Consider the following 19,970-nt stretch of genomic DNA (forward strand, 5'->3'; position numbering starts at 1 on the left):
CGCCCTGCGGCGCCGGCGCGGCCGCCTGCCGTCAAGCCCTTGATGGCCTACCGGCCGTACTGGGCCAAGCGCTTCGGCACGGCCAAGTTCCTGCCCACCAGCCGCGAAGAGATGACCGCGCTGGGCTGGGACAGCTGCGACATCGTCATCGTCACCGGCGACGCCTATGTGGACCACCCCAGCTTCGGCATGGCGGTGATTGGCCGCATGCTGGAGGCCCAGGGCTTCCGCGTCGGCATCATCGCCCAGCCCGACTGGCAGAGCGCCGAGCCCTTCAAGGTCCTGGGCAAACCCAACCTGTTCTTCGGCGTGACCGCCGGCAACATGGATTCGATGATCAACCGCTACACCGCGGACCGCAAGATCCGCAGCGACGACGCCTACACCCCCGGCGACGTGGGTGGCAAGCGGCCCGACCGCGCCTCGCTGGTGTACTCGCAGCGCTGCAAGGAAGCCTGGAGCGACGTGCCCATCGTCATGGGCGGCATCGAGGGCTCGCTGCGCCGCATCGCGCATTACGACTACTGGCAGGACAAGGTGCGCCGCTCCATCCTGGTGGACGCCAAATGCGACCTGCTGCTGTACGGCAACGCCGAGCGGGCGATTGTGGAGATTGCCCACCGCCTGGCGGCCCGCGAGCCGGTGGAGAACATCGTCGACGTGCGCGGCACGGCCTTCATCCGGCGTGACACGCCCGAGGGCTGGTTCGAGATCGACTCGACCTCGGTCGACGCGCCCGGGCGGGTGGAATCGCACGTCAACCCCTACCAGAACACCGCCGAGCAGGCCAAGAGCCAGGGCGAAACCTGCGCCAAGGAAGACGGCACCCTGCCGGATTCGACCCACTTGGCCAACCCCGCCATCCAGCCGCTGGTGTTCATGCCCAACCCCGCGGCCACCGGCAAGATCAAGGTGCCACCGCGCGACCGTTCGGTGATCCGCCTGCCGGCCTACGAACAGGTCAAAAGCGACCCGGTGCTGTACGCCCACGCCAACCGGGTGCTGCACCTGGAAACCAACCCCGGCAACGCCCGTGCGCTGGTGCAGGCCCATGGCGACCGCGACGTGTGGATCACGCCGCCCCCCATCCCGCTGACCACGGCCGAGATGGACATGGTGTTCGATCTGCCCTATGCCCGCAGCCCGCACCCGCGTTATGCCGACGAGCACGGCAGCCACGAGGGCGCGACCAAGATCCCGGCCTGGGAGATGATCCGCTTCAGCGTGAACATCATGCGTGGCTGTTTTGGCGGCTGCACCTTCTGCTCCATCACCGAGCACGAGGGCCGCATCATCCAGAGCCGCTCCGAAGACTCGGTGATCCGCGAGATCGAAGACATCCGCGACAAGATTCCGGCCTTCACCGGGGTGATTTCCGACCTCGGCGGCCCCACGGCCAACATGTACCGCATCGGCTGCAAGAGCCCGGCCATCGAGGCCGCCTGCCGCAAGCCCAGCTGCGTCTACCCGGACGTGTGCTCCAACCTGAACACCGACCACGGCCCGCTGATCAAGATGTACCGCCGCGCCCGGGCGCTCAAAGGGGTGAAGAAGATCCTCATCAGCTCCGGCCTGCGCTACGACCTGGCGGTGAAGTCGCCCGAGTACATCAAGGAGCTGGCCACCCACCACGTGGGCGGCTATTTGAAGATCGCGCCCGAGCACACCGAGGCCGGCCCGCTGTCCAAGATGATGAAGCCGGGCATCGGCAGCTACGACCGCTTCAAGAAGCTGTTCGACGCGGCCAGCCTGGAGGCCGGCAAGAAGCAGTACCTGATTCCCTACTTCATCGCCGCCCACCCGGGCACCAGCGACGAGGACATGATGAACCTCGCGGTGTGGCTGAAGAAGAACGGTTTCCGCGCCGACCAGGTGCAGACCTTCTACCCCAGCCCCATGGCCACGGCCACCGCGATGTACCACAGCAACAAGAACCCGCTGCGCAAGGTGACGCGCGACAGCGAGACGGTGGACATCGTGCGCGGTGACCGCCGCCGGCGCCTGCACAAGGCCTTTCTGCGCTACCACGACGCCAACAACTGGCCGCTGCTGCGCGAGGCGCTGAAGACCATGGGCCGCTCCGACCTGATCGGCAACGGCAAGCACCACCTGATCCCGACCTACCAGCCAATGACGGACGGTGGCTACACCAGCGCCCGTCGCAAGAACTCCACCGCCAGTGCCAAGCCCGCCCCGGTGGCCAAGGGCCGGCTGCTGACCCAGCACACCGGCCTGCCGCCGCGGGTCACCGGCAGCGCCAAGCCGGGGCGCAAAAAGTCTTCCTGAATTCTCCGGTTTCAGCCGTTGCGGCGCGTTGACGCCGGGCGGCGGTGGGGGTGTCCGGCCTGCGGCTCACAGTCACGCTGCGCGTGCCAGGATTGCGCCTCCGACCGAACACCCCCACCGCCGGGCAACGTTCAGCGGCTTGCCCAGAAGGAGGAGGGTGGGGTGTGTGGGCGCAGGCCCCATTCGCGGTGGGCGAGGCCGCTGTTGGCGATGGTTCGTGTGGTGTTGATTGGGCACACGTCGCCAGCCATCTGTCTAGCGAGCAGGCCGGAGAACACACACCCCGCCGTCCTCCCCCCGGAAAAAAGCAACTACAGCGACGCCAAGCGATCAATCGCCGTCACGAGCGTCTCGTCCTTCTTGGCAAAACAAAACCGCACCACCCGCTGGTCAAAGCCATCGGCATAAAACGCCGACAGCGGGATGGCTGCCACACCCACCTCGGTGGTGAGCCAGCGGCAAAACGCGTCTTCGCTCAGATCGCTCACCGCCGAGATGTCCACACACTGGAAGTAGCTTCCCTCGCTGGGCAGCAGCCTGAGCCGGGTGCGTGCCAGGCCCTGGCGGAACAGGTCGCGCTTGGCGGCGTAAAAGGCCGGCAGCTGGCGGTAGGGCGCCGGGTCGGCCATGTAGCGGGCCAGCGCGTGCTGCATGGGGGTGTTGACGGTGAACACGTTGAACTGGTGCACCTTGCGGAACTCGGCCGTCAGTGCGGCCGGGGCGGCCACATAGCCCACTTTCCAGCCGGTGACATGGTAGGTCTTGCCGAAGCTCGACACGATGAAAGCCCGCGCCGCCAGGCCGGGAAAACGCGCAGCGCTCTGGTGGACCTGGCCGTCAAACACCATGTGCTCGTAGACCTCGTCGCTGATCAGCAGCACCTCGGTCGGGTCCAGCAGGTCTTGCAGCTGCTGCATCTCGGCCGCGGTCCAGCAGGTGGCGCTGGGGTTGTGCGGGGTGTTGACGATGAGGGCCCGGGTGCGCGGCGACAGCGCGGCGGCGATGCGGTCGAAGTCGGGCCGGAAGCTGCCCGGCGTCAGCGGAACCCGCACCACCCGGCCGCCGGCCAGTTCGATGTTGGGGCCGTAGCTGTCGTAGCAGGGCTCCAGCACGATGACCTCGTCGCCGGCCCGCACCACCGCCAGGATGGCGGTGAGGATGGCCTGGGTGGCGCCGGCGGTGATGGTGATCTCGTCGCCCGCGCTGTAGGCATGGCCGTACTCGGCGACCAGCTTGGCCGCCACCGCCTCGCGCAGCGCCGGCACACCGGCCATCAGCGGGTACTGGTTCAGGCCTTGGCGCATGGCCCGGGTGACGGCGTCGACCAGCGCCGGATCGCAGTCAAAGTCCGGAAAACCCTGGCCCAGGTTCACCGCGCCATGCTGGGCGGCCAGCGCCGACATCACGCTGAAGATGGTGGTGCCCACCGTGGGCAGCTTGGAGTCAAGGGCAGGGGTGCGTACGGGCATGGTCAGGGCAGGGGTGGGGCAAAGAAAAAGGCCGGAGATGCCAACACATTCTCCGACCTTTTGGGACAGGGTGGCCTGCCGCTCAGCCCAGCGTGTCGGCCCAGATGTTCTGGGCCCAGTTCCGGGCGTACACGCCTTCCAGTTCGGTGGGCTCCTTGGACAGGCCGCCCGAGCCGGCCACCGTCTTGAAGGTTTTCTCGGCCGCCACGTACTCGTGCACCGAGGCCACATGCACCACCTGCTTGTCGTCGATGAAGCTGTAGCAGGTGTTGGTCAGCATGGGCTTGGCAATCAACTCCTGGCCAGTCAGCTGGGCCACCACCGCGGCCGCCGCCACCTTGGCCTGGGCATTGGCCATGTGGCCGGACTTGGGCATCAGCGGGGCGATCTGGATCGCGTCGCCAATCACATGAATGTCCTTGGCCACGGTGGACTCGAAGCTCTGGTAGTGCACGCCGCACCAGCGGCCGTTGGCATTGGCCAGGCCGGTCTTGACCGCGATCGCGCCGGCCCGCATGGACGGCAGCACGTTGAGCACATCGGCCTTGACGTCGGCATGCACGTCGAACTGGATCAGGCCGGCCGTGGCGTCCACGCCGGTCACCTTGTGCTGGGGCCGGTACTCCACCATGCCCTTGTACTGCTCGGCCCAGACCTTCTTGAACAACGCGCCCTTGGAGGTGACGTCCGGGTTGGCGTCCAGCACCAGCACCTTGGCGCGCGGCTTGGCCTGCTTGAAATAGTGGGCCACCTGGCAGGCGCGCTCGTAAGGCCCCGGGGGGCAGCGGTAGGGGGCTTCGGGGATGGTGAGGGCGTAGACGCCACCGTCAGGCATGGCCTCCAACTGCCGGCGCAGGGCCAGGGTCTCGGGGCCGGCCTTCCAGGCCTGCAGCACCCGGCCGTCGGCATGGGCTTTTTGCAGGCCTTCCACCGAGTCCCACATCAGGTCGATGCCGGGTGACAAAATCAGTTTGTCGTAGGCCAGTGTTTCACCACTGGCCAGCACCACCTTTTTGGCCTCGGCGTCGATGGTGGCCACCGTGCCGTTGACCACGCGGACGCCGTGGCGCTGCCCCAGGTTGGTGTAGGGCGTGGTGAGGTCGCCCAGGGCCAGGCTGCCGCCCAGCACCAGGTTGGACATTGGGCAGGAGACAAAGCGCTGCTGCGGCTCGACCATCACCACGTCGATCTGCTGGTCGGAAAACAACCGCACGTATTTGGCGGCGGTGGCGCCACCGAAACCGCCGCCGATCACCAGCACCTTGGCCCGGCTGGGTGTGGAGGTGGCGCAGCCGGACAGGCCGCCCAGCGCGCCGGCCGCCATGGCGGCGGAGAGAAAGCTGCGTCTTTTCATGGGGGTCACCGTCAGGGTTCAGGGGCGCTGGCTGGCGAAGTAGCCGGCGATCTGCTCGATCTGCTCGTCGGAATAGCCCTTGGCCAGCTGGTGCATCACCGTGGCCGGGCGTTGCCCGCTCTTGAAGGCCTTCATCTGCTCGGCGATGAAAGCCTGCTTCAGGCCGGCCAGCGCGCTCACGCTGGAGCCGCTCACTGCCTGGCCCTGGGTGCCATGGCAGGCGGCACAGGTTGCGGCCAGCGTGCGCAGCTGCAGGGCGTCGGATGCCTGGCCCCAGGCCAGGGGGCTGGCCAGCAGCCCGGCCAGCGCGGTCAAAAGCAGGGGTTTGGAAGCGGTCAATTGGTCACCTTCGCGGGGTCAAAGTGAGGGCCAATGTAGCGGCTGACCCGGTCGCACGCAAAAGGCCTGCGCTGCGAAGGGTTGAAGCGGCCGGCCCACGGCCGGGTCCGACATCAGAGCTCGTAATCGTCCTGGTGGCCGTTCATCGCGCGGGCGATCAGCTTGCGCTCCAGCCGGTCGCTGAGCAACTCGGCAAAGGTGAAGACAAAGTTGCGCAGGTAGGCGCCGCGCTTGAAGGCCACCCGGGTCACGTTCTGGCCGAACAGATGGCCGCCGGGGCGGATCACCAGGTCGGTGTTGGTGCCGTCGTCCTGCACCGCCATCTCGGCCACGATGCCCACGCCCAGGCCCAGCCGCACATAGGTCTTGATCACGTCGGAGTCGATGGCTTCCAGCGCGATGCGCGGCTCCAGCTTGCGGGCCGCAAAGGCCTGGTCGATCCGGGTGCGGCCGGTGAACGACGGGTGGTAGGTGATGACAGGCTCGTGCGCGATGTCTTCCAGCGAAATACGCTCCTTGGCGGCCAGTGGGTGGTTGGCCGGCAGCACCAGCATGTGCTGCCACTCGTAGCAAGGAAGGGTCACCAGGTCGGGGTAGTTGGACAGCGATTCGGTGGCGATGCCGATCTCGGCCACCTCGTCAATCAGCATGCGGGCCACCTGGTCGGGCGCGCCCTGGTGCAGGCTGACGTTGACCTTGGGGAAGGCCTCGCGCAGCTTGGCCACCGGCACCGGCAATACGTAGCGGGCCTGGGTGTGGGTGGTGGCGATGCTCAGCGTGCCGCTGTCCTGGGCGCTGAACTGCTCGCCGATGCGTTTGAGGTTGCCCACCTCGCGCATGATCAGCTCGATGCTTTTGAGCACATGCTGGCCGGGCTCGGTGATGCGTTTGAGGCGCTTGCCGTGGCGGGCGAAGATCTCCACCCCCAGCTCTTCCTCCAGCTCAATGATGGCCTTGGACACGCCCGGCTGCGAGGTGTGCAAGGCCTTGGCCGCCTCGGTCAGGTTGAGGTTGCGGCGGGCGGCTTCCTGCACGAAGCGGAACTGGTGGAGGTTCATGGCCGGCTTTTATATATGAATTCAAGCTAAAGATTGAATTCATTATGCAATACAACCCGGTCAGTCCAGCGCGATCTCCGCCAAGGTGTCCAGCAGCCGGGCGTCTTCGCCCACCGCCGGCAGCAGCTCGAAGCCGGTGGCCGGGTGCTGGGCGCGCAGCTGGGTCATCAGCTCGGGCAGGTCTTCGCGGGCGTGTTTGCCCACGCCCAGAAACATCGGCACCACCCGCACCCGGGTGGCGCCGGCGGCCAGCAGCTCGGCCACGCAGTGTGGCAGGTCGGGTGGGCTCAGCTCCAGGTAGGCGCAGGCCACGGTCACGCCGGGCGAGCGTTCGCGGATGCGCTGGGCCACCGCCTCCATGGGGCGGTGCCACAGCGGGTCGCGCGAGCCGTGGGCAAACAGAATGATGGCGGTGGTCATGGATGGGTGCGTGTCAGCGCCGGAGCACCAGCCAGCCGAAGGCCGCCAGCGAGAGCCAGACGTAGAGCAAACCGGGCGCCGCGGCAGCCAGCCAGGGCTCCCAGCTGCGCAGGTTGCCGATGTAGCCGAACACGTTGTTCAGCAAGAAAAAGCTGATGCCGGCCATCACGCCGCCGAACACGTAGGCGGTGATGCCGCCGCCGCGGAAATGCAGGTAGGCAAACGGCAGCGCCAGCACCACCATGACGATGCAGCTCAAGGGGTAGAACACCTTGTGCCAGAACTCGATTTTGTAGCTTTGCGCCTGTTGGCCATTGGCCTCCAGGTGCTGCACATACTGGAACAGGTCGACCGTGCTCATGCGTTCGGGCTTGAGCAGGGCCACCGACACCATCTCGGCCGAGATGTCGGTGGGCAGGCGGAAGCTGGGCAGCTCGGTGCGGGTGACCTTGGCCGCCGGGTCGTCGGGCCGTGAGAACACGCTGCGGCTGACCTTCTCCAGCGTCCAGACGGCCTCCTTGGGCTCCACCCGGCCCCGCTCGGCCTGGGTCAGCGACAGCAGCAGGCCCTGGCTGTCGAACTCGAACACCCGCAGGTCGCGCATGTCGCCATCGCCCGAGATGGCCTTGATGTTGGCCGCATAGGTGCTGTTGCCGCGCTTTTCCTTGAGCCAAGCGCCGGTCTGGCCGACGGTGATCTTGCCGCGGAAGTTGGCTTTCAACAGCTGGCCGGTGCGGTCGGCCAGCGGCACCAGGTAGTCGCCCACCGCAAAGGTCACGCTGACGAACAGCGCGCCCAGCACCAGCAGGGTGCGCAGCGCCCGGGCCGGCCCCAGGCCGCTGGTGCGCAAAATGGTGTATTCCGAACTTTGCGCCAGCCGCGCCATCACGAAGATGGTGCCGATCAGCACCGCGATGGGCATCAGCTCGTAGAGGTGGCTGGGCACCCGCAGCGCCACGTAAATCAGCGCATGGCGAAGCTGGTAGACGCCACCCGGGCCGGTCTTGCCGACGTCGGGCAGCTCGTCGACCACATCGAAGAAAAAGAACAGCGCCAGAAAGCCGGCCGCGACAAAGCCAAAGGCCGACAATACCTCGCCGTAGATCAGCCGACGGATGGTTTTCATGTGCGGGCCTCGGTGGGTGGCACCGGCTTGCGGCGCAACAGCAGGCCGCGCAGCGTCCACTGCTGGTGTCGCTTGGCCAGCCACAGCAGCGCAAGCGCCAGGCTGCCGCCATGCAGGCCCAGCATGAAGGGCACAAAGCCCACCCGGCCGTTGGCGATCCAGTTCTGGCCCAGGTTGATCAGGTTGTAGTAAACGATGAAGGTGAACAGCGCGAACATCAGGCCGCCGGTTCGGCCGGCGCGCGGGTTGACGCTGGACAGGATCAGCGCGATCACCACGAAGTTCAGACTGGCCAGCGCCAGACCGCTGCGCCAGGCCAGCTCACCGAGGTGCACCGCGGTGGGGTTGGCCACCAGTTCGCGGCTGGAACGGGAGCGGGCCGGCCGCTCGTCGACCAGACCCAGGTTGTTGTTGCCGACCCGGGTGCTGTATTCGGTGAACTCGCTGACCTTCATCTCCGGTTGGCCCAGCGTGACTTCCATGCGCTGGCCGTTGTTCAGCGTCAGAAACTGGCTGTCGTCGACCAGGTCGATGCGGCCGCTGCGTGCCGAGGTGACGGTCTCCTTGCCACGCTCCGAGGTGGAGATGAAGACATTGCTGCTGCGGCCGTTGTTGGCCAGGTCCTTGTCGATGAAGAACACCCGGCCGCCGCTGGCCGATTCCTGGAACTGCCCCGGCGCCACCCGGTCGAGGTCGCTGCGCTGCTCGTAGCGGTCGCGCAGTTCCTGGATCTGCTGGTTGGTCCAGGGCCAGACCAGCAGCGCGAAGGCCGCCACCACCACCAGCACCGGCCAGGAAAAACGCAGCAGCGGGCGCAGAAAGCCGGCCAGGCCCTGGCCGCTGGCAAACCAGATCACCATCTCGCTGTCGCGGTACATCCGCGACAAGGAGGCGACGATGGCGATGAACAGCGACAGCGTCAGGATGGTGGACATGTAACCCAGCACGGTGTAACCCATCACCAGCATCACGTCCTGCGGGTTGACCAGACCCTTGGTCACCTGGCTCAGCGTGCGGATCAGCATCATCGACATGACGATGGTCACCAGCACCACCAGGGTGGCGCCGAAGGTGCGCGCCAGCTCCTTGCGAATGGAAGAATGGAATAACATCAGAAAGCTACAAAGAGCCCGAATTATGAACTTTGAACTCAAGACCTTGGCGTGGGACCGGTTGGCCAGCGAAAAATGCGACGCCCTGGTGGTGTTGGTGGACGACCAGTTCAAGCCCGGCGAGGGTCCGCTCGCGGCCCTGCTGGCGCTGGCGCTGAAGGCCGGCGACTTCGAGGCCAAGCCCGGCCGGCTGTTGCACAGCTACCGCAGCGAGGCGGTGGCCGCCACCCGGCTGCTGCTGGTGGGCGTGGGCGACGGCAGCGCCCGCCATGTGCGCAGCGCGGTCAGCGCCGCGGTGGGCGCGCTCAAGTCGGCCAAGGCCAAACGCATCGTGCTGCACCTGGGCGCGCTGGCCCAGGGTGTGGACCAGGCCTTGACGGCGGCGGTGCAGGCCGTGGCCGACGCCAGCTACGTCTACACCACCACCAAGCCCAAGGCCGAGGCGCGCAGCCTGCAGCAGGTGGTGCTGGGTGTGGCCGACGCGGTGCCGCTCAAGCCCGCCCATGCGCTGGCCACCGCCACCGTGGCCGGCATGGAGCTGGCCCGTGAATGGGCGAACCGCCCGGCCAACCACGCCACGCCCACGCTGCTGGCCGGTGCCGCCAGCGCGCTGGGCAAGCTGCCCGGCCTGAAGGCCGAGATCCTGGGCCCCAAGGACGTGGCCAAGCTGGGCATGGGTTCCTTCATGGCCGTGGCCAAGGGCTCGGAAGAGCCGCTGCGCTTCATCGTGCTGCGCTACAACGGCGCGGCCAAGACCGAGGCGCCGGTGGTGCTGGTGGGCAAGGGCATCACCTTCGACACCGGTGGCATCTCCATCAAGCCGGCGTCCGAGATGGACGAGATGAAGTTCGACATGTGCGGCGCGGCCAGTGTGCTGGGTGTGTTCAAGGCGCTTGCCGAACTCAAACCGGTGCTCAACGTGGTGGGCCTGATCCCGGCCTGCGAGAACATGCCCGACGGCCGGGCCGTCAAGCCTGGTGATGTGGTCACCAGCATGAGCGGCCAGACCATTGAAATTCTAAACACCGACGCCGAAGGCCGTCTGGTGCTGTGCGACGCACTGACCTATGCCGAGCGCTTCAAGCCGCGCGCGGTGGTTGACATCGCCACCCTGACCGGCGCCTGCGTGGTGGCCCTGGGCGGCGTGCGCAGCGGCCTGTTTTCGGCCGACGACGCGCTGGCCCAGGCCCTGCAAACGGCCGGCGACGCTGCGCTCGACCCCTGCTGGCGCATGCCGCTGGACGATGACTATGCCGACGGCCTGAAGTCCCACTTTGCCGACGTGGCCAACATCGCCGGCCGCATGGCCGGTGCGGTGACGGCGGCCAAGTTTTTGCAGCGCTTCACCGCCAAGTTCCCCTGGGCCCACCTGGACATCGCCGGCACCGCCTGGAAAAGCGGCGCCGCCAAGGGCGCGACCGCCCGGCCGGTGCCGCTGCTGGTGCATTACCTGCTGTCGCAAGCCGCGCCGGCACCAGTCAAGGCGCCCGCGCGCAAGAGCCCCCGCAAACCAGCCCCGGCGGCATGACCGAAATCGCCTTCCATTTCAACGCCCCCGACAAGCTGGCCTACGCCTGCCGGCTGCTGCGCAAGGCCTGCGCCAAGGGCACCCGCACCGCGGTGACGGGCAGCCCGGAGCTGCTGGACGCGCTGGACCAGGCGCTGTGGACCTTCTCTCCGCTGGACTTTGTGGCCCATTGCCGCAGCGACGCGCCGGCCGGCATGCTGGCCGCCTCGCCGGTGGTGCTGGCGCCCTCGCTGGCCAGCGCACCGGCGTTGCCCACCGCGGTCAACCTGGGCGCCGGTGTGCCGCCGGGCTTTGAGCGCTTCGAGCGCCTGGTCGAGGTGGTGGGGCTGGACGACGACGACCGCCTCAGCGCCCGCCAGCGCTGGAAGCACTACGCCGAGCGGGGCTACACCATCGTGCGCCACGACCTGGCCGCGCCGGCCGCCGCATGAGCCCGCCGCCCGACCGCGTGCCGCCGCGCTTTGTGCCCACCCTCACCGAGGTGGTGGCCGCGGTGCCACCGCCCACTGTGGGCCCGACCGCCTTCCAGGCCCGCTGGCGCGACCTGGAGGAGCCGCTGGTGCAGCGCATCCTGCAGCGGGTGGATTTGGCGCTGGAGCGCCGCATGCGCGAGGCCCTGGCCCGGGTGGTGCTGGAACAGACCCAGGTGCTGATGCCCAAGCTGCGCGACGAGATCGAGTCGGTGGTCCGCCAGGCCGTCAACGACGCCGTGGCCCAGGAACTGGACACAAAGTAGCCAACTGTCCCCAAAGTGACTCAAAACTGACCCAAAATAGCCGGGTGTCCCCAGCGTCGGGACCGGCCCGCCATCTTTCAACGACCCAGAGGAGATCCACCATGCGTTTTGCCCCCACCCTGATCGCCACCGCCGTGGCCACCAGCGCCTTGGCCGCCCAGGCCCAAGAGGTGCAGGTGGTCAAGATCGGCCACGTGGCCCCGCTGTCCGGCGCCCAGGCCCACTACGGCAAGGACAACGAGAACGGTGTGCGCATGGCCATCGAGGACATCAACGCCACCAACCCGGTGATCGGCGGCAAGAAGATCCGCTTCGAGATCCAGGCCGAAGACGACGCCGCCGACCCCAAGCAGGGCACGGCCGTGGCCAACAAGCTGTGTGACGCCAAGGTCGCCGGCGTGGTCGGTCACCTGAACTCCGGCACCACCATCCCGGCTTCCAAGATCTACAACGACTGCGGTATCCCGCATGTCACGGGCGCGGCCACCAACCCGGATTTGTCCAAACCCGGCTACAAGACCACCTACCGCATCATTGCCAACGACAACGCGCTGGGCGCCGGCCTGGCCTTTTACGCCGCCGACGCGCTCAAGCTCAAGCGGGTGGCCATCATTGACGACCGCACCGCCTACGGTCAGGGCGTGGCCGCCGTGTTCAAGAAAACCGCCATCGCCAAGGGCCTGACGGTGGTGGACGAGCAGTTCACCAACGACAAGGCGACCGATTTCATGGCCATCCTGACCGCGGTCAAGGCCAAGAAGCCCGACGGTGTGTTCTACGGCGGCATGGACGCCCAGGGCGGCGCGATGCTGCGCCAGATGGACCAGCTGGGCATGGGCAAGGTCAAGTTCTTCGGCGGCGACGGCATCTGCACCGCCGAGATCGCCAAGCTGTCGGGCAACGCCAAGTCGCTGGGCAACGTGGTCTGTGCCGAGGGCGGTGCCTCGCCGGCCAAGATGCCGGGCGGCGAAGCCTTCCGCAAGCGTTACGACGCCAAGTACCCCGGCCAGTACCAGATCTATGGCCCCTACACCTACGACGCCACCTTTGTGCTGGTCGACGCGATGAAGCGCGCCAACTCGGTCGACCCCAAGGTCTACACCCCCAAGCTGATCGAGACCAACTTCAAGGGCGTGACCTCGCAGATCGCCTTCGAGCCCAATGGCGAGCTGAAGAACCCGGCCATCACCTTGTACGTCTACCGCGACGGCAAGAAGTTCGCGCTGAACTGAGCCGACCGCCAGGCATCAAAAAAGCCGCCCTTGGGCGGCTTTTTTGCGCCGGAACCCGTATCAGCGCTCCGAGCTGTCGTCGACGCTGGCGCTCCAGCGGCTGCCCCAGCTGTTGGCGTCGTTGAGCGCCCGGCGGTCGCGTTTGGTGGGCCGGCCGCTCTCGATCGCGTGGGCCGGTTCGTTGGCAAAGCGCCGTTGCTCGGCGGCCTCGCTGCGGGCCTTCAGGCTCTCCGGCGTTTCGGCGTACAGCGCCTGGGCCACCGGGGCCGGGCCGCGCTGGCCGCTCAGGCCCAGCACCTGCACCGTGCGTTGCACCGGCCCCTGACGCAGGGCCACCTGGTCGCCGGGCTTGACCTCGCGCGAGGCCTTGGCCTCCTGGCCGTTCACCGACACCCGGCCTTTGCCGATCTCTTCGGAGGCCAGAGAACGGGTCTTGTAAAAACGCGCGGCCCACAGCCACTTGTCGATGCGCAGCTTGTCCATCGGGGCGGGCGGTCAGTTCTTGGCGCCCAGGATCAGCGCGCGGGCCCGACTGGCTTCCAATTCGGACGGTGGCAGCGCGGCGGCGCGGGCGGTGGGCCAGCCGGCCAGGTGCTGTTCGGCCACGCCGGTCAAGGCCTTGATCCACTCCGGGCTGTCGTTCAGACAGGGGATGTAGTGGAATTCCTGGCCACCGGCGGCCATGAAGGCCTCACGCCCTTCCATGCCGATTTCTTCCAGCGTTTCCAGGCAGTCGCTGGTGAAGCCGGGGCAGACCACGTCGACCCGCTTCACGCCACCCCGGGCCAGCGCCTGCAACGTGGGTTCGGTGTAGGGCTCCAGCCATTTGGCCTTGCCGAAACGCGACTGGAAAGTCACCTGGTATTGCTCGCGCGTCAGGCCCAGCGCTTCGGCCACCAGGCGGGCGGTTTTGTGGCATTCGCAGTGGTAGGGATCACCCAGGTGCAGCGTGCGTTCGGGCACACCGTGGAAGCTCATCACCAGCTGCTCGCCGCGGCCGTTGGTCTGCCAATGGGCCCGGATGCGGCTGGCCAGCGCAGCGATGTAGGCCGCGTCGTCGTGGTAGCGGTTGACAAAGCGCAGCTCGGGCACATGGCGCACCTTGGAGGCCCAGTTGTACACCGCGTCGAACACGCTGGCGGTGGTGGCGCCACAGTACTGCGGGTAGGCCGACAGCACCAGCACCCGGGTCACGCCGGCGGCCTTGAAGGCGTCGAGCTCGGCGGCGATCGACGGGCTGCCGTAGCGCATCGCGTGGCGCACCAGCACCTGGTGGCCGCGCTCCCCCAGGTAGCCGCGCAGCAGCACCGCCTGCTTTTCGGTCCAGACACGCAGCGGCGAGCCCTGGGCGGTCCAGATGCTGGCGTACTTGGCCGCCGACTTGGCCGGCCGGGTGCGCAGGATGATGCCGTGCAGGATCAGCCACCACAGCAGCTTGGGGATTTCCACCACCCGCGGGTCGCTGAGGAACTCGGCCAGGTAGCGGCGCAAGGCCTCGGGCGTGGGGGCGTCCGGTGTGCCCAGGTTGCACAACAGCACCCCGGTCTGGGGGGCTTGGCCGTGGGAAAAAGGCGGCTCGGGACGGAAGGGGTTCAATTCAGGCATCCTGTATTCTCCCGCACCTATGCCGGACCGACTGCACATCAAGGCCATCAGCCTGGACCTGGACGACACACTGTGGCCGATCTGGCCCACCATTGCCCGGGCCGAGGCGGTGCTGTTGGCCTGGCTGGCCACCCATGCACCGGCCACCGCGGCGCTGCACGCCACACCGGCCGCGCTCCGCGCCATCCGCGAGCGCATGGACAGCCTGCGGCCCGACCTGCGCCATGACCTGACGGCGCTGCGCCGCGAGTCCATCCGGCTGGCGCTGGCCCAGGCCGGCGACGACCCCACGCTGGCCGAGCCGGCCTTCGAGGTGTTTTTTGCCGAACGCCAGCGGGTGGATTTGTACGCCGACGCGGCGCCCGCGCTGCTGCGCCTGGCCGCGCGCTACCCGCTGGTGGCCTTGTCCAATGGCAATGCCGACGTGCACCGGGTGGGGCTGGGCGCGCATTTCGTCGCGTCGGTGAGCGCCGCCCAGTTCGGTGTGCCCAAGCCCGATGTGCGCATCTTCCACGCCGCCGCCCAGGCGGTGGCGGCCGCGCCGCACCAGGTGCTGCATGTGGGTGACGACCTGGCCACCGACGTGCTGGGCGCGCTGGACGCTGGTCTGCCGGCGGTCTGGGTCAACCGGCCCGGCCACGACTGGCCCCATGCCGACCGCCCCGGCCCGCACGCCACGGTGCGTGAGCTGGGGGCCTTGTGCGACTGGCTGGGCGTTTAGCCCCCGCCGGCGGTCGCTCCATCTGATCCGCTAAACTGAAACCCGGGTGCGGTGCCAGACCAAGGCAGCGCAGGACGTTGCGATGGTCGGGCCGCCTCGCGGTTCTCGCACGACCTCATGCCCATCCACACACCCATCGACACCGTCGCTGCCGTTCTTTTCGCGGTGGCCTTGGTCCACACCTTCGCCGCCAAACAGTTCGAGCGGCTGTCCCACCGCCACCCCCGGCACGCCGGGCTGTTCCACCTGCTGGGGGAGGTGGAAGTGGTCTTCGGCTTCTGGGCCATGCTGCTGATCGTCGCCATGGCCTTGATGCAGGGCGGTGCTGCGGCGCTGGACTATGCCGAAAGCCGCAACTACACCGAACCGCTGTTTGTTTTCGTGGTCATGGTGGTGGCGGCCTCCCGGCCGGTGTTGCGCACCGTGATGGCCCTCGTGGCCCACGCTGCGCGTTGGATGCCTTTGCCCACGCCGATGGCCAGTGCCTGGCTGGGGCTGGCCGCGGTGCCCCTGCTCGGTTCGCTGATCACCGAGCCGGCCGCGATGACCATCGCGGCATTGATGCTGGCGCCGCAGATCTTCCAGCCACAGGTGCCGGAGAAAACCAAGTACCTCGCCCTGGGGGTGCTGTTTGTCAACATCTCCATCGGTGGAACCTTGACCTCGTACGCTGCACCGCCGGTGCTGATGGTGGCCACCACCTGGCAGTGGGACAGCGCCTTCATGCTGGCGAATTTCGGCTGGAAGGCGGCGCTGGCGGTGCTGGTCAACGCCACCGTGGTCACCTTCTGCCTGCGCAAGCACTTGGCGGTGCCGCTGGTGCAGTCCGCCGCGCCGGAAGCGCCTGTGCCGCTACCGGTGGTGCTGGTGCATGGGCTGCTGCTGGCCGGCGTTGTGATGGCCGCCCACCATCCCGTCATTTTCCTTGGCCTGTTCCTGATGTTTCTCGGGTTTTGCCAGGCCTATGAGCGCCACCAAAGCCCGTTGATTCTGAAAGAAGCACTGCTGGTGGGCTTCTTCCTGGCCGGGCTGGTGGTGCTGGGCGGCCTGCAGGCCTGGTGGCTTAAACCCATCGTGTCCAGCCTGGAGCCCCTGGCGTTGTTTTTTGGCGCGCTGGGACTGACCGCCATCACCGACAACGCGGCACTCACCTACCTGGGCTCGTTGATTCCCGGCATGTCCGATTCGGCCAAGTACATGCTGGTGGCCGGCGCCGTGGCCGGTGGGGGCCTGACGGTGATCGCCAACGCGCCCAACCCGGCCGGCGTGGCCTTGTTGCGGCGGGGGTTTGCCGACGAATCCATCGGTGCCTTGGGGCTGCTGCTGGGCGCGGCCGGACCCACTGCGGTCGCGGCGGTGGCTTTTTTGCTGCTCTGACCGGCCTCGCTGCGCCGGCCGTTAGGGGGCCAGCAACGCCTCGATGGCCACGGTCACCACCACCTCGTCGCCCACCAGCGGCGTGAACTTGCCCAGGCCAAAGGCGCTTCGGCTGAGCGTGGTGCTGGCGTTGGCGCCGCAGGCCTGGCGGCGCAGCAGCGGGTGCATCATGCAATGGAAATGCGTCACCGTCAGCGTGACCGGGCGGGTGATGCCCTTGATGGTCAGCTCGCCGTCGATGCGCGAAATGGCGTCGAACTTGTCAAAGGCCAGCGTGGTCGCGGTGAAGGTGATGTCGGGGAACTGCGCCACGTCAAAGAAGCCGGCGCCTTGCAAGACCTGGTTGAACGCCGCCGAGCCGGTGCTGACCGAGCGCGGGTCGATGCGCACCGTGATCTCGCCGCTGTGGGCCTCGCGGTCCAGGCGGATGCTGGCTTCGACCTGGTCGAAGCGGCTGCGCTGGGTGCTGTAGCCCAGGTGTTTGAACTCGAAGCTGGCGAAGCTGTGGTCGGGGTCCGACTGGTAGCGCTCCTCGCCGGCCCAGGCCGGACCCAGCAGCAAGGCCAGCAGCAGCGATAAAAAGATTTTCATGCGGCCCAGTGTGGCATGGTGGCCGTTTCGGTGCGGCTCAGGGGGTGTCCAGCGCCGTGGCCGCGGCCAGGCCATGGCGCACCGCGCCTTCCAGCGTCGCGGGGTAGGGGCCGTCCACGAAGTCGCCGCAGGCCCATAGCCGGGGTGCCACGGCCATGGCTGGGCGCTGCAGGCCGGGCGTGCAGGCGAAGGTGGCGCGCTTTTCCACCACCGTGGTCAGCGGCCACAGGCCGCTCAGGCCCAGCTGGGCCTGGGCCTGGGCCAGCACCCGCTGCTGCAGCACCTCGCGCTCGCCCTGGCTGGCGCTGACCACCCAGGCCAGCAGGCCGTCCGGGCCGCCGAGTTGGCCGCGGTCAAAGACAAACTGGGCCGGGCCGGACGGCCCGCTGGGCAGGGCCAGCAGCGGGCCGGCCAGGCGCACCGTTGGCGCCCAGGTGTAGACGGTGGTGATGGCCTCGAAATGCAGGCCGCGGGCGGTGGCGGCCCAGGCGGCGGGTCCATCGCCCAGACTGTCCACCAGCCGCGCCGCCTCGCCCGGCGGGCAGGCCAGCAGCACCGCGTCAAAAGCCTCGTCGTCCACCGCCCAGCCGCCGCCTTGGGGCGCCAGCTGCATCACCCGGTGGCCAGGGCGCAGCGTGGCGCCGCGGTCTGCCAAGAAAGCCAGCGCGGCCTGGGGCAGCAGTCGGTCCAGGTCGGTGCGGGGCAGCAGCAGGTTGGCGCCGCCGCCGGGGGCGAACAGGCTGTCCTGCAGCACCCGCAAAAACACCTGGCCGCTGGCTTGGGCCATTGGGGTGTTGAGGGCCGAGACACACAGCGGTTCCATCAAGGTGGTGCGTACATGAGATGTCAGACCCTGGGCGAGGTCCGCCACCGTGGCAGTGGCGGGACAGGCAAAGCCCATCCGCCGCCAGCCGGCGGCCACCTTCAGCAGCGCGCCCTTGTCGCGCCAGGTCCAGCCGCGGGCACGTGCAATGCCGGCCAGCAGGTCCCAGGGCGCGGGCCAGTCGGGGCAGCGCAGGCCCTGGCCGTCGGGGTCCAGCAGTTGCAGCGGCAGCCGGTGCAGCAAGGCCTCGGGTGCCAGGCCCAGGCGGCGCATCAGACCCAGCGTGGCGGTGTAGGCGCCGACCAGGATGTGCTGGCCGTTGTCGAGTTGCACCGCCGTGCCGTCGGGCAGGACGTGCGGCAGGCTGCGGGCCCGGCCGCCCCATTGGCGGGCGGCTTCCAGCAGCGTCACCGCATGGCCGGCCTGGGCGGAAGCCACCGCGGCCGACAACCCGGCCCAGCCGCCACCGATGACGGCGACCTTCATGGCCGGTGGGGGCTGATGTGGGCCATCACAGCCGGCCCAGGGCCTGGACCTTCCAGGCCAGCCAGAACTTGCGCAGCGGCGTCAGGCTGATGCGCTGTTGCAGCACCTGGAAGTTGTCGTGTTCGATCTCGCGCAGCAGCGTGCGGTAGATGCTGGCCATCATCAGGCCGGGCTTCTGGGCCCGCCGGTCGGCCGCGGGCAGCAGGGCCAGGGCCTCGTCGTAGAGGCCGTGGGCGCGCTCGGCCTGGAAACGCATCAGCGCCACAAAGCGCTCGGAGTGGGTGCGTTGCAACAGCTCGTGGGCCTTGACGTCGAAGCGCTGCAACTCGTTCACCGGCAGGTAGATGCGGCCGCGCAGAGCGTCTTCGCCGACGTCGCGGATGATGTTGGTGAGCTGGAAGGCCTGGCCCAGCCGGTGGGCGTAGGCGGTGGTGGCCGGGTCGGTCTGGCCGAAGATCAGCGCCGACACCTCGCCCACCACACCGGCCACCAGGTGGCAGTAGCGCTGCAGGCCGGGGTAGTCCAGGTAGCGGGTCTGTTCCAGGTCCATCTGGCAGCCGTCGATGATGGCCTGCAGGTGCCGGGCCTGGATGCCGTAGGCGGCGGTGTGGGGCATCAGCGCCAACAGCACCGGGTGGCTGGGCTGGCCGGCATAGGCCTTGGCCACCTCGGCCTGCCACCAGGCGAGTTTGGTGCGGGCCACGCCGGGGTCGGACACCTCGTCCACCACGTCGTCGACCTCGCGGCAAAAGGCGTAGAAGGCGGTGATGGCCGCGCGCCGCGGCTTGGGCAGGAACAAGAAGGCGTAGTAAAAACTGCTGCCAGAGGCCGCGGCCTTCTGCTGGACATACTGCTCGGGGGTCATGCGAGGATTGTCACATCCACAGGCTGCGCCACAGCATCACCAGCAGGTCGGCCTTGCCCAGTGTGGGGCGGGTGTGCAGCGTGGCGCCGTCCAGCGCGGCCACCTTGTCCAGGATGCGCTGGCCGCCTTGCACCACCAGCCGCAGCTCCCAGCCGGCGCGGCCGCGCACATGGGTGGCCAACGGCGCCCCATGGGCCAGGCTGTAGCGGCACCAGGTGACGGTTTCGCCCACCAGCGCGCGCCCGGCGGGCGTGACCTCGCCTTTCAGCAGGTCGGCCCGGGTGAGGCCATGAAAGGCGCAGCGTTCCTGCGGCAGGTAGAAGCGGCCGCGCGGCAGGTCGACGCTGAGGTCTTGCAGGAAGTTGATGATTTGCAGCGCGCTGCAGATGCGGTCGCTCTGGGCCAGCGCCTCGTCGCCGTGCACGCCGTAGAGGTGCAGCAGCAGCCGGCCCACCGGGTTGGCCGAGCGGCGGCAGTAGTCCAGCAGCTCGGCCCAGTCGGCATAGCCCTCGCCATCGCGGGTTTTGCGCACATCCTGGGCAAAAGCGTCCAGCAGGTCGTGCAGCAACGGCACCGGCAATGCGTGGCTGTCCAGTGCGCGGGCCAGCGCGGCGAACACCGGGGCCCAGCGGGCCGACGGCGGCTGGCCCTGGGCCACCGCGGTCAGGTCGGCCTGGTAGGCGGCCAGGTCGGCCAGCCGCTGGTCTGCGCTGGCATCGCCCTCATCGGCCAGGTCGTCGGCGGTGCGGGCGAAGTGGTAGATCGCAGCAATCGGTGCCCGCAGCGGCCGTGGGCAGAGGATGGAGGCAACCGGGAAGTTCTCGTAATGGTCCACGGACATG

20 protein-coding genes are annotated in these 19,970 nt (G+C 68.2%); 7 read left to right on the plus strand and 13 right to left on the minus strand.

All coding sequences use genetic code 11. The features are described from left to right. Positions 1–42: 42 nt before the first annotated feature. Positions 43–2,286 (plus strand): YgiQ family radical SAM protein, encoded by a 2,244-nt coding sequence (locus tag AC4BAR_RS09740; RefSeq protein WP_490627923.1) that lies wholly within the window; start codon positions 43–45, stop codon positions 2,284–2,286. Positions 2,287–2,597: 311 nt separating this feature from the next. Here the strand turns inward: AC4BAR_RS09740 and AC4BAR_RS09745 are convergent, their stop codons facing one another. The 7 genes from AC4BAR_RS09745 to lptF form a co-directional block, all read right to left on the minus strand. Beyond that, on the minus strand, positions 2,598–3,755 hold the full coding sequence (locus AC4BAR_RS09745; protein WP_490627661.1) for a pyridoxal phosphate-dependent aminotransferase: 1,158 nt from the start codon (positions 3,753–3,755) through the stop codon (positions 2,598–2,600). Between the two features lie 82 nt (positions 3,756–3,837). Next, positions 3,838–5,109: an NAD(P)/FAD-dependent oxidoreductase gene (locus tag AC4BAR_RS09750; RefSeq protein ID WP_490627662.1), complete on the minus strand. Its 1,272-nt coding sequence runs from the start codon at positions 5,107–5,109 to the stop codon at positions 3,838–3,840. A gap of 18 nt (positions 5,110–5,127) precedes the next feature. After that, positions 5,128–5,448: a c-type cytochrome gene (locus tag AC4BAR_RS09755; protein ID WP_490627663.1), complete on the minus strand. Its 321-nt coding sequence runs from the start codon at positions 5,446–5,448 to the stop codon at positions 5,128–5,130. Positions 5,449–5,561: 113 nt separating this feature from the next. Then, a complete protein-coding gene (locus AC4BAR_RS09760; protein WP_490627664.1) occupies positions 5,562–6,506 on the minus strand; it encodes a CysB family HTH-type transcriptional regulator in 945 nt (314 codons plus the stop codon). 60 nt (positions 6,507–6,566) lie between these two features. Further along, complete coding sequence (locus tag AC4BAR_RS09765) at positions 6,567–6,926, minus strand: sirohydrochlorin chelatase (RefSeq protein ID WP_490627665.1); 360 nt, start codon at positions 6,924–6,926, stop codon at positions 6,567–6,569. A gap of 13 nt (positions 6,927–6,939) precedes the next feature. Continuing rightward, on the minus strand, positions 6,940–8,052 hold the full coding sequence (gene lptG / locus AC4BAR_RS09770) for an LPS export ABC transporter permease LptG (RefSeq protein ID WP_490627666.1): 1,113 nt from the start codon (positions 8,050–8,052) through the stop codon (positions 6,940–6,942). Beyond that, positions 8,049–9,164, minus strand: a complete 1,116-nt coding sequence (lptF, locus tag AC4BAR_RS09775; RefSeq protein WP_490627667.1) for an LPS export ABC transporter permease LptF — start codon at positions 9,162–9,164, stop codon at positions 8,049–8,051. Before lptF ends, lptG begins: the two co-directional genes overlap by 4 nt. Before the next feature lie 25 nt (positions 9,165–9,189). On the opposite strand from lptF, the gene AC4BAR_RS09780 reads away from it, so the two are divergent. From AC4BAR_RS09780 to AC4BAR_RS09795, 4 genes are all read left to right on the plus strand, one after another. After that, complete coding sequence (locus tag AC4BAR_RS09780; protein WP_490627668.1) at positions 9,190–10,692, plus strand: leucyl aminopeptidase; 1,503 nt, start codon at positions 9,190–9,192, stop codon at positions 10,690–10,692. After that, complete coding sequence (locus tag AC4BAR_RS09785) at positions 10,689–11,123, plus strand: DNA polymerase III subunit chi (RefSeq protein ID WP_490627669.1); 435 nt, start codon at positions 10,689–10,691, stop codon at positions 11,121–11,123. The genes AC4BAR_RS09780 and AC4BAR_RS09785 overlap by 4 nt, the downstream gene beginning before the upstream one ends. Beyond that, complete coding sequence (locus tag AC4BAR_RS09790; RefSeq protein WP_490627670.1) at positions 11,120–11,428, plus strand: hypothetical protein; 309 nt, start codon at positions 11,120–11,122, stop codon at positions 11,426–11,428. Before AC4BAR_RS09785 ends, AC4BAR_RS09790 begins: the two co-directional genes overlap by 4 nt. A 101-nt stretch (positions 11,429–11,529) precedes the next feature. Beyond that, positions 11,530–12,660, plus strand: coding sequence for a branched-chain amino acid ABC transporter substrate-binding protein (locus tag AC4BAR_RS09795; RefSeq protein ID WP_490627671.1), 1,131 nt, complete (start codon positions 11,530–11,532; stop codon positions 12,658–12,660). A 60-nt stretch (positions 12,661–12,720) separates the two neighbouring features. On the opposite strand, the gene AC4BAR_RS09800 is transcribed toward AC4BAR_RS09795, so the two are convergent. Beyond that, positions 12,721–13,143, minus strand: a complete 423-nt coding sequence (locus tag AC4BAR_RS09800; protein WP_490627672.1) for an RNA-binding S4 domain-containing protein — start codon at positions 13,141–13,143, stop codon at positions 12,721–12,723. A 12-nt stretch (positions 13,144–13,155) separates the two neighbouring features. Further along, the gene (gene hemH / locus AC4BAR_RS09805; protein WP_490627673.1) at positions 13,156–14,265 is read right to left on the minus strand and encodes a ferrochelatase; all 1,110 of its coding nucleotides are present in this window, start codon (positions 14,263–14,265) and stop codon (positions 13,156–13,158) included. A 19-nt stretch (positions 14,266–14,284) separates the two neighbouring features. On the opposite strand from hemH, the gene AC4BAR_RS09810 reads away from it, so the two are divergent. Further along, complete coding sequence (locus AC4BAR_RS09810; RefSeq protein ID WP_490627674.1) at positions 14,285–14,986, plus strand: HAD-IA family hydrolase; 702 nt, start codon at positions 14,285–14,287, stop codon at positions 14,984–14,986. A gap of 117 nt (positions 14,987–15,103) precedes the next feature. Next, on the plus strand, positions 15,104–16,363 hold the full coding sequence (locus AC4BAR_RS09815) for a putative Na+/H+ antiporter (protein ID WP_490627675.1): 1,260 nt from the start codon (positions 15,104–15,106) through the stop codon (positions 16,361–16,363). A gap of 21 nt (positions 16,364–16,384) precedes the next feature. On the opposite strand, the gene AC4BAR_RS09820 is transcribed toward AC4BAR_RS09815, so the two are convergent. The 4 genes from AC4BAR_RS09820 to hpnC are packed head-to-tail and all read right to left on the minus strand — an operon-like array spanning position 16,385 to position 19,969. Beyond that, positions 16,385–16,954 (minus strand): YceI family protein, encoded by a 570-nt coding sequence (locus AC4BAR_RS09820; RefSeq protein WP_490627676.1) that lies wholly within the window; start codon positions 16,952–16,954, stop codon positions 16,385–16,387. Positions 16,955–16,991: 37 nt separating this feature from the next. Next, entirely contained in the window at positions 16,992–18,263 is a 1,272-nt protein-coding gene (hpnE, locus tag AC4BAR_RS09825; RefSeq protein ID WP_490627677.1) for a hydroxysqualene dehydroxylase HpnE, read from the minus strand. Between the two features lie 25 nt (positions 18,264–18,288). Continuing rightward, positions 18,289–19,128, minus strand: a complete 840-nt coding sequence (gene hpnD, locus AC4BAR_RS09830) for a presqualene diphosphate synthase HpnD (protein ID WP_490627678.1) — start codon at positions 19,126–19,128, stop codon at positions 18,289–18,291. Between the two features lie 10 nt (positions 19,129–19,138). Then, complete coding sequence (gene hpnC, locus AC4BAR_RS09835) at positions 19,139–19,969, minus strand: squalene synthase HpnC (protein WP_490627679.1); 831 nt, start codon at positions 19,967–19,969, stop codon at positions 19,139–19,141. Position 19,970 lies beyond the last annotated feature (1 nt).

This window comes from Rhodoferax sp. SPJ4 (assembly GCF_058216275.1).

Bases quoted from the DNA above. Each gene is read 5' to 3' on its own strand.
- lptG (WP_490627666.1), bottom strand. From the start codon at position 8,052: ATGAAAACCATCCGTCGGCTGATCTACGGCGAGGTATTGTCGGCCTTT.
- AC4BAR_RS09765 (WP_490627665.1), bottom strand. From the start codon at position 6,926: ATGACCACCGCCATCATTCTGTTTGCCCACGGCTCGCGCGACCCGCTG.
- hpnC (WP_490627679.1), bottom strand. From the start codon at position 19,969: ATGTCCGTGGACCATTACGAGAACTTCCCGGTTGCCTCCATCCTCTGC.
- AC4BAR_RS09815 (WP_490627675.1), top strand. From the start codon at position 15,104: ATGCCCATCCACACACCCATCGACACCGTCGCTGCCGTTCTTTTCGCG.
- AC4BAR_RS09785 (WP_490627669.1), top strand. From the start codon at position 10,689: ATGACCGAAATCGCCTTCCATTTCAACGCCCCCGACAAGCTGGCCTAC.
- AC4BAR_RS09780 (WP_490627668.1), top strand. From the start codon at position 9,190: ATGAACTTTGAACTCAAGACCTTGGCGTGGGACCGGTTGGCCAGCGAA.
- AC4BAR_RS09760 (WP_490627664.1), bottom strand. From the start codon at position 6,506: ATGAACCTCCACCAGTTCCGCTTCGTGCAGGAAGCCGCCCGCCGCAAC.
- hpnE (WP_490627677.1), bottom strand. From the start codon at position 18,263: ATGAAGGTCGCCGTCATCGGTGGCGGCTGGGCCGGGTTGTCGGCCGCG.
- AC4BAR_RS09745 (WP_490627661.1), bottom strand. From the start codon at position 3,755: ATGCCCGTACGCACCCCTGCCCTTGACTCCAAGCTGCCCACGGTGGGC.
- hemH (WP_490627673.1), bottom strand. From the start codon at position 14,265: ATGCCTGAATTGAACCCCTTCCGTCCCGAGCCGCCTTTTTCCCACGGC.
- AC4BAR_RS09790 (WP_490627670.1), top strand. From the start codon at position 11,120: ATGAGCCCGCCGCCCGACCGCGTGCCGCCGCGCTTTGTGCCCACCCTC.
- AC4BAR_RS09795 (WP_490627671.1), top strand. From the start codon at position 11,530: ATGCGTTTTGCCCCCACCCTGATCGCCACCGCCGTGGCCACCAGCGCC.
- AC4BAR_RS09820 (WP_490627676.1), bottom strand. From the start codon at position 16,954: ATGAAAATCTTTTTATCGCTGCTGCTGGCCTTGCTGCTGGGTCCGGCC.
- AC4BAR_RS09810 (WP_490627674.1), top strand. From the start codon at position 14,285: ATGCCGGACCGACTGCACATCAAGGCCATCAGCCTGGACCTGGACGAC.
- AC4BAR_RS09750 (WP_490627662.1), bottom strand. From the start codon at position 5,109: ATGAAAAGACGCAGCTTTCTCTCCGCCGCCATGGCGGCCGGCGCGCTG.
- AC4BAR_RS09800 (WP_490627672.1), bottom strand. From the start codon at position 13,143: ATGGACAAGCTGCGCATCGACAAGTGGCTGTGGGCCGCGCGTTTTTAC.
- hpnD (WP_490627678.1), bottom strand. From the start codon at position 19,128: ATGACCCCCGAGCAGTATGTCCAGCAGAAGGCCGCGGCCTCTGGCAGC.
- lptF (WP_490627667.1), bottom strand. From the start codon at position 9,164: ATGTTATTCCATTCTTCCATTCGCAAGGAGCTGGCGCGCACCTTCGGC.
- AC4BAR_RS09740 (WP_490627923.1), top strand. From the start codon at position 43: ATGGCCTACCGGCCGTACTGGGCCAAGCGCTTCGGCACGGCCAAGTTC.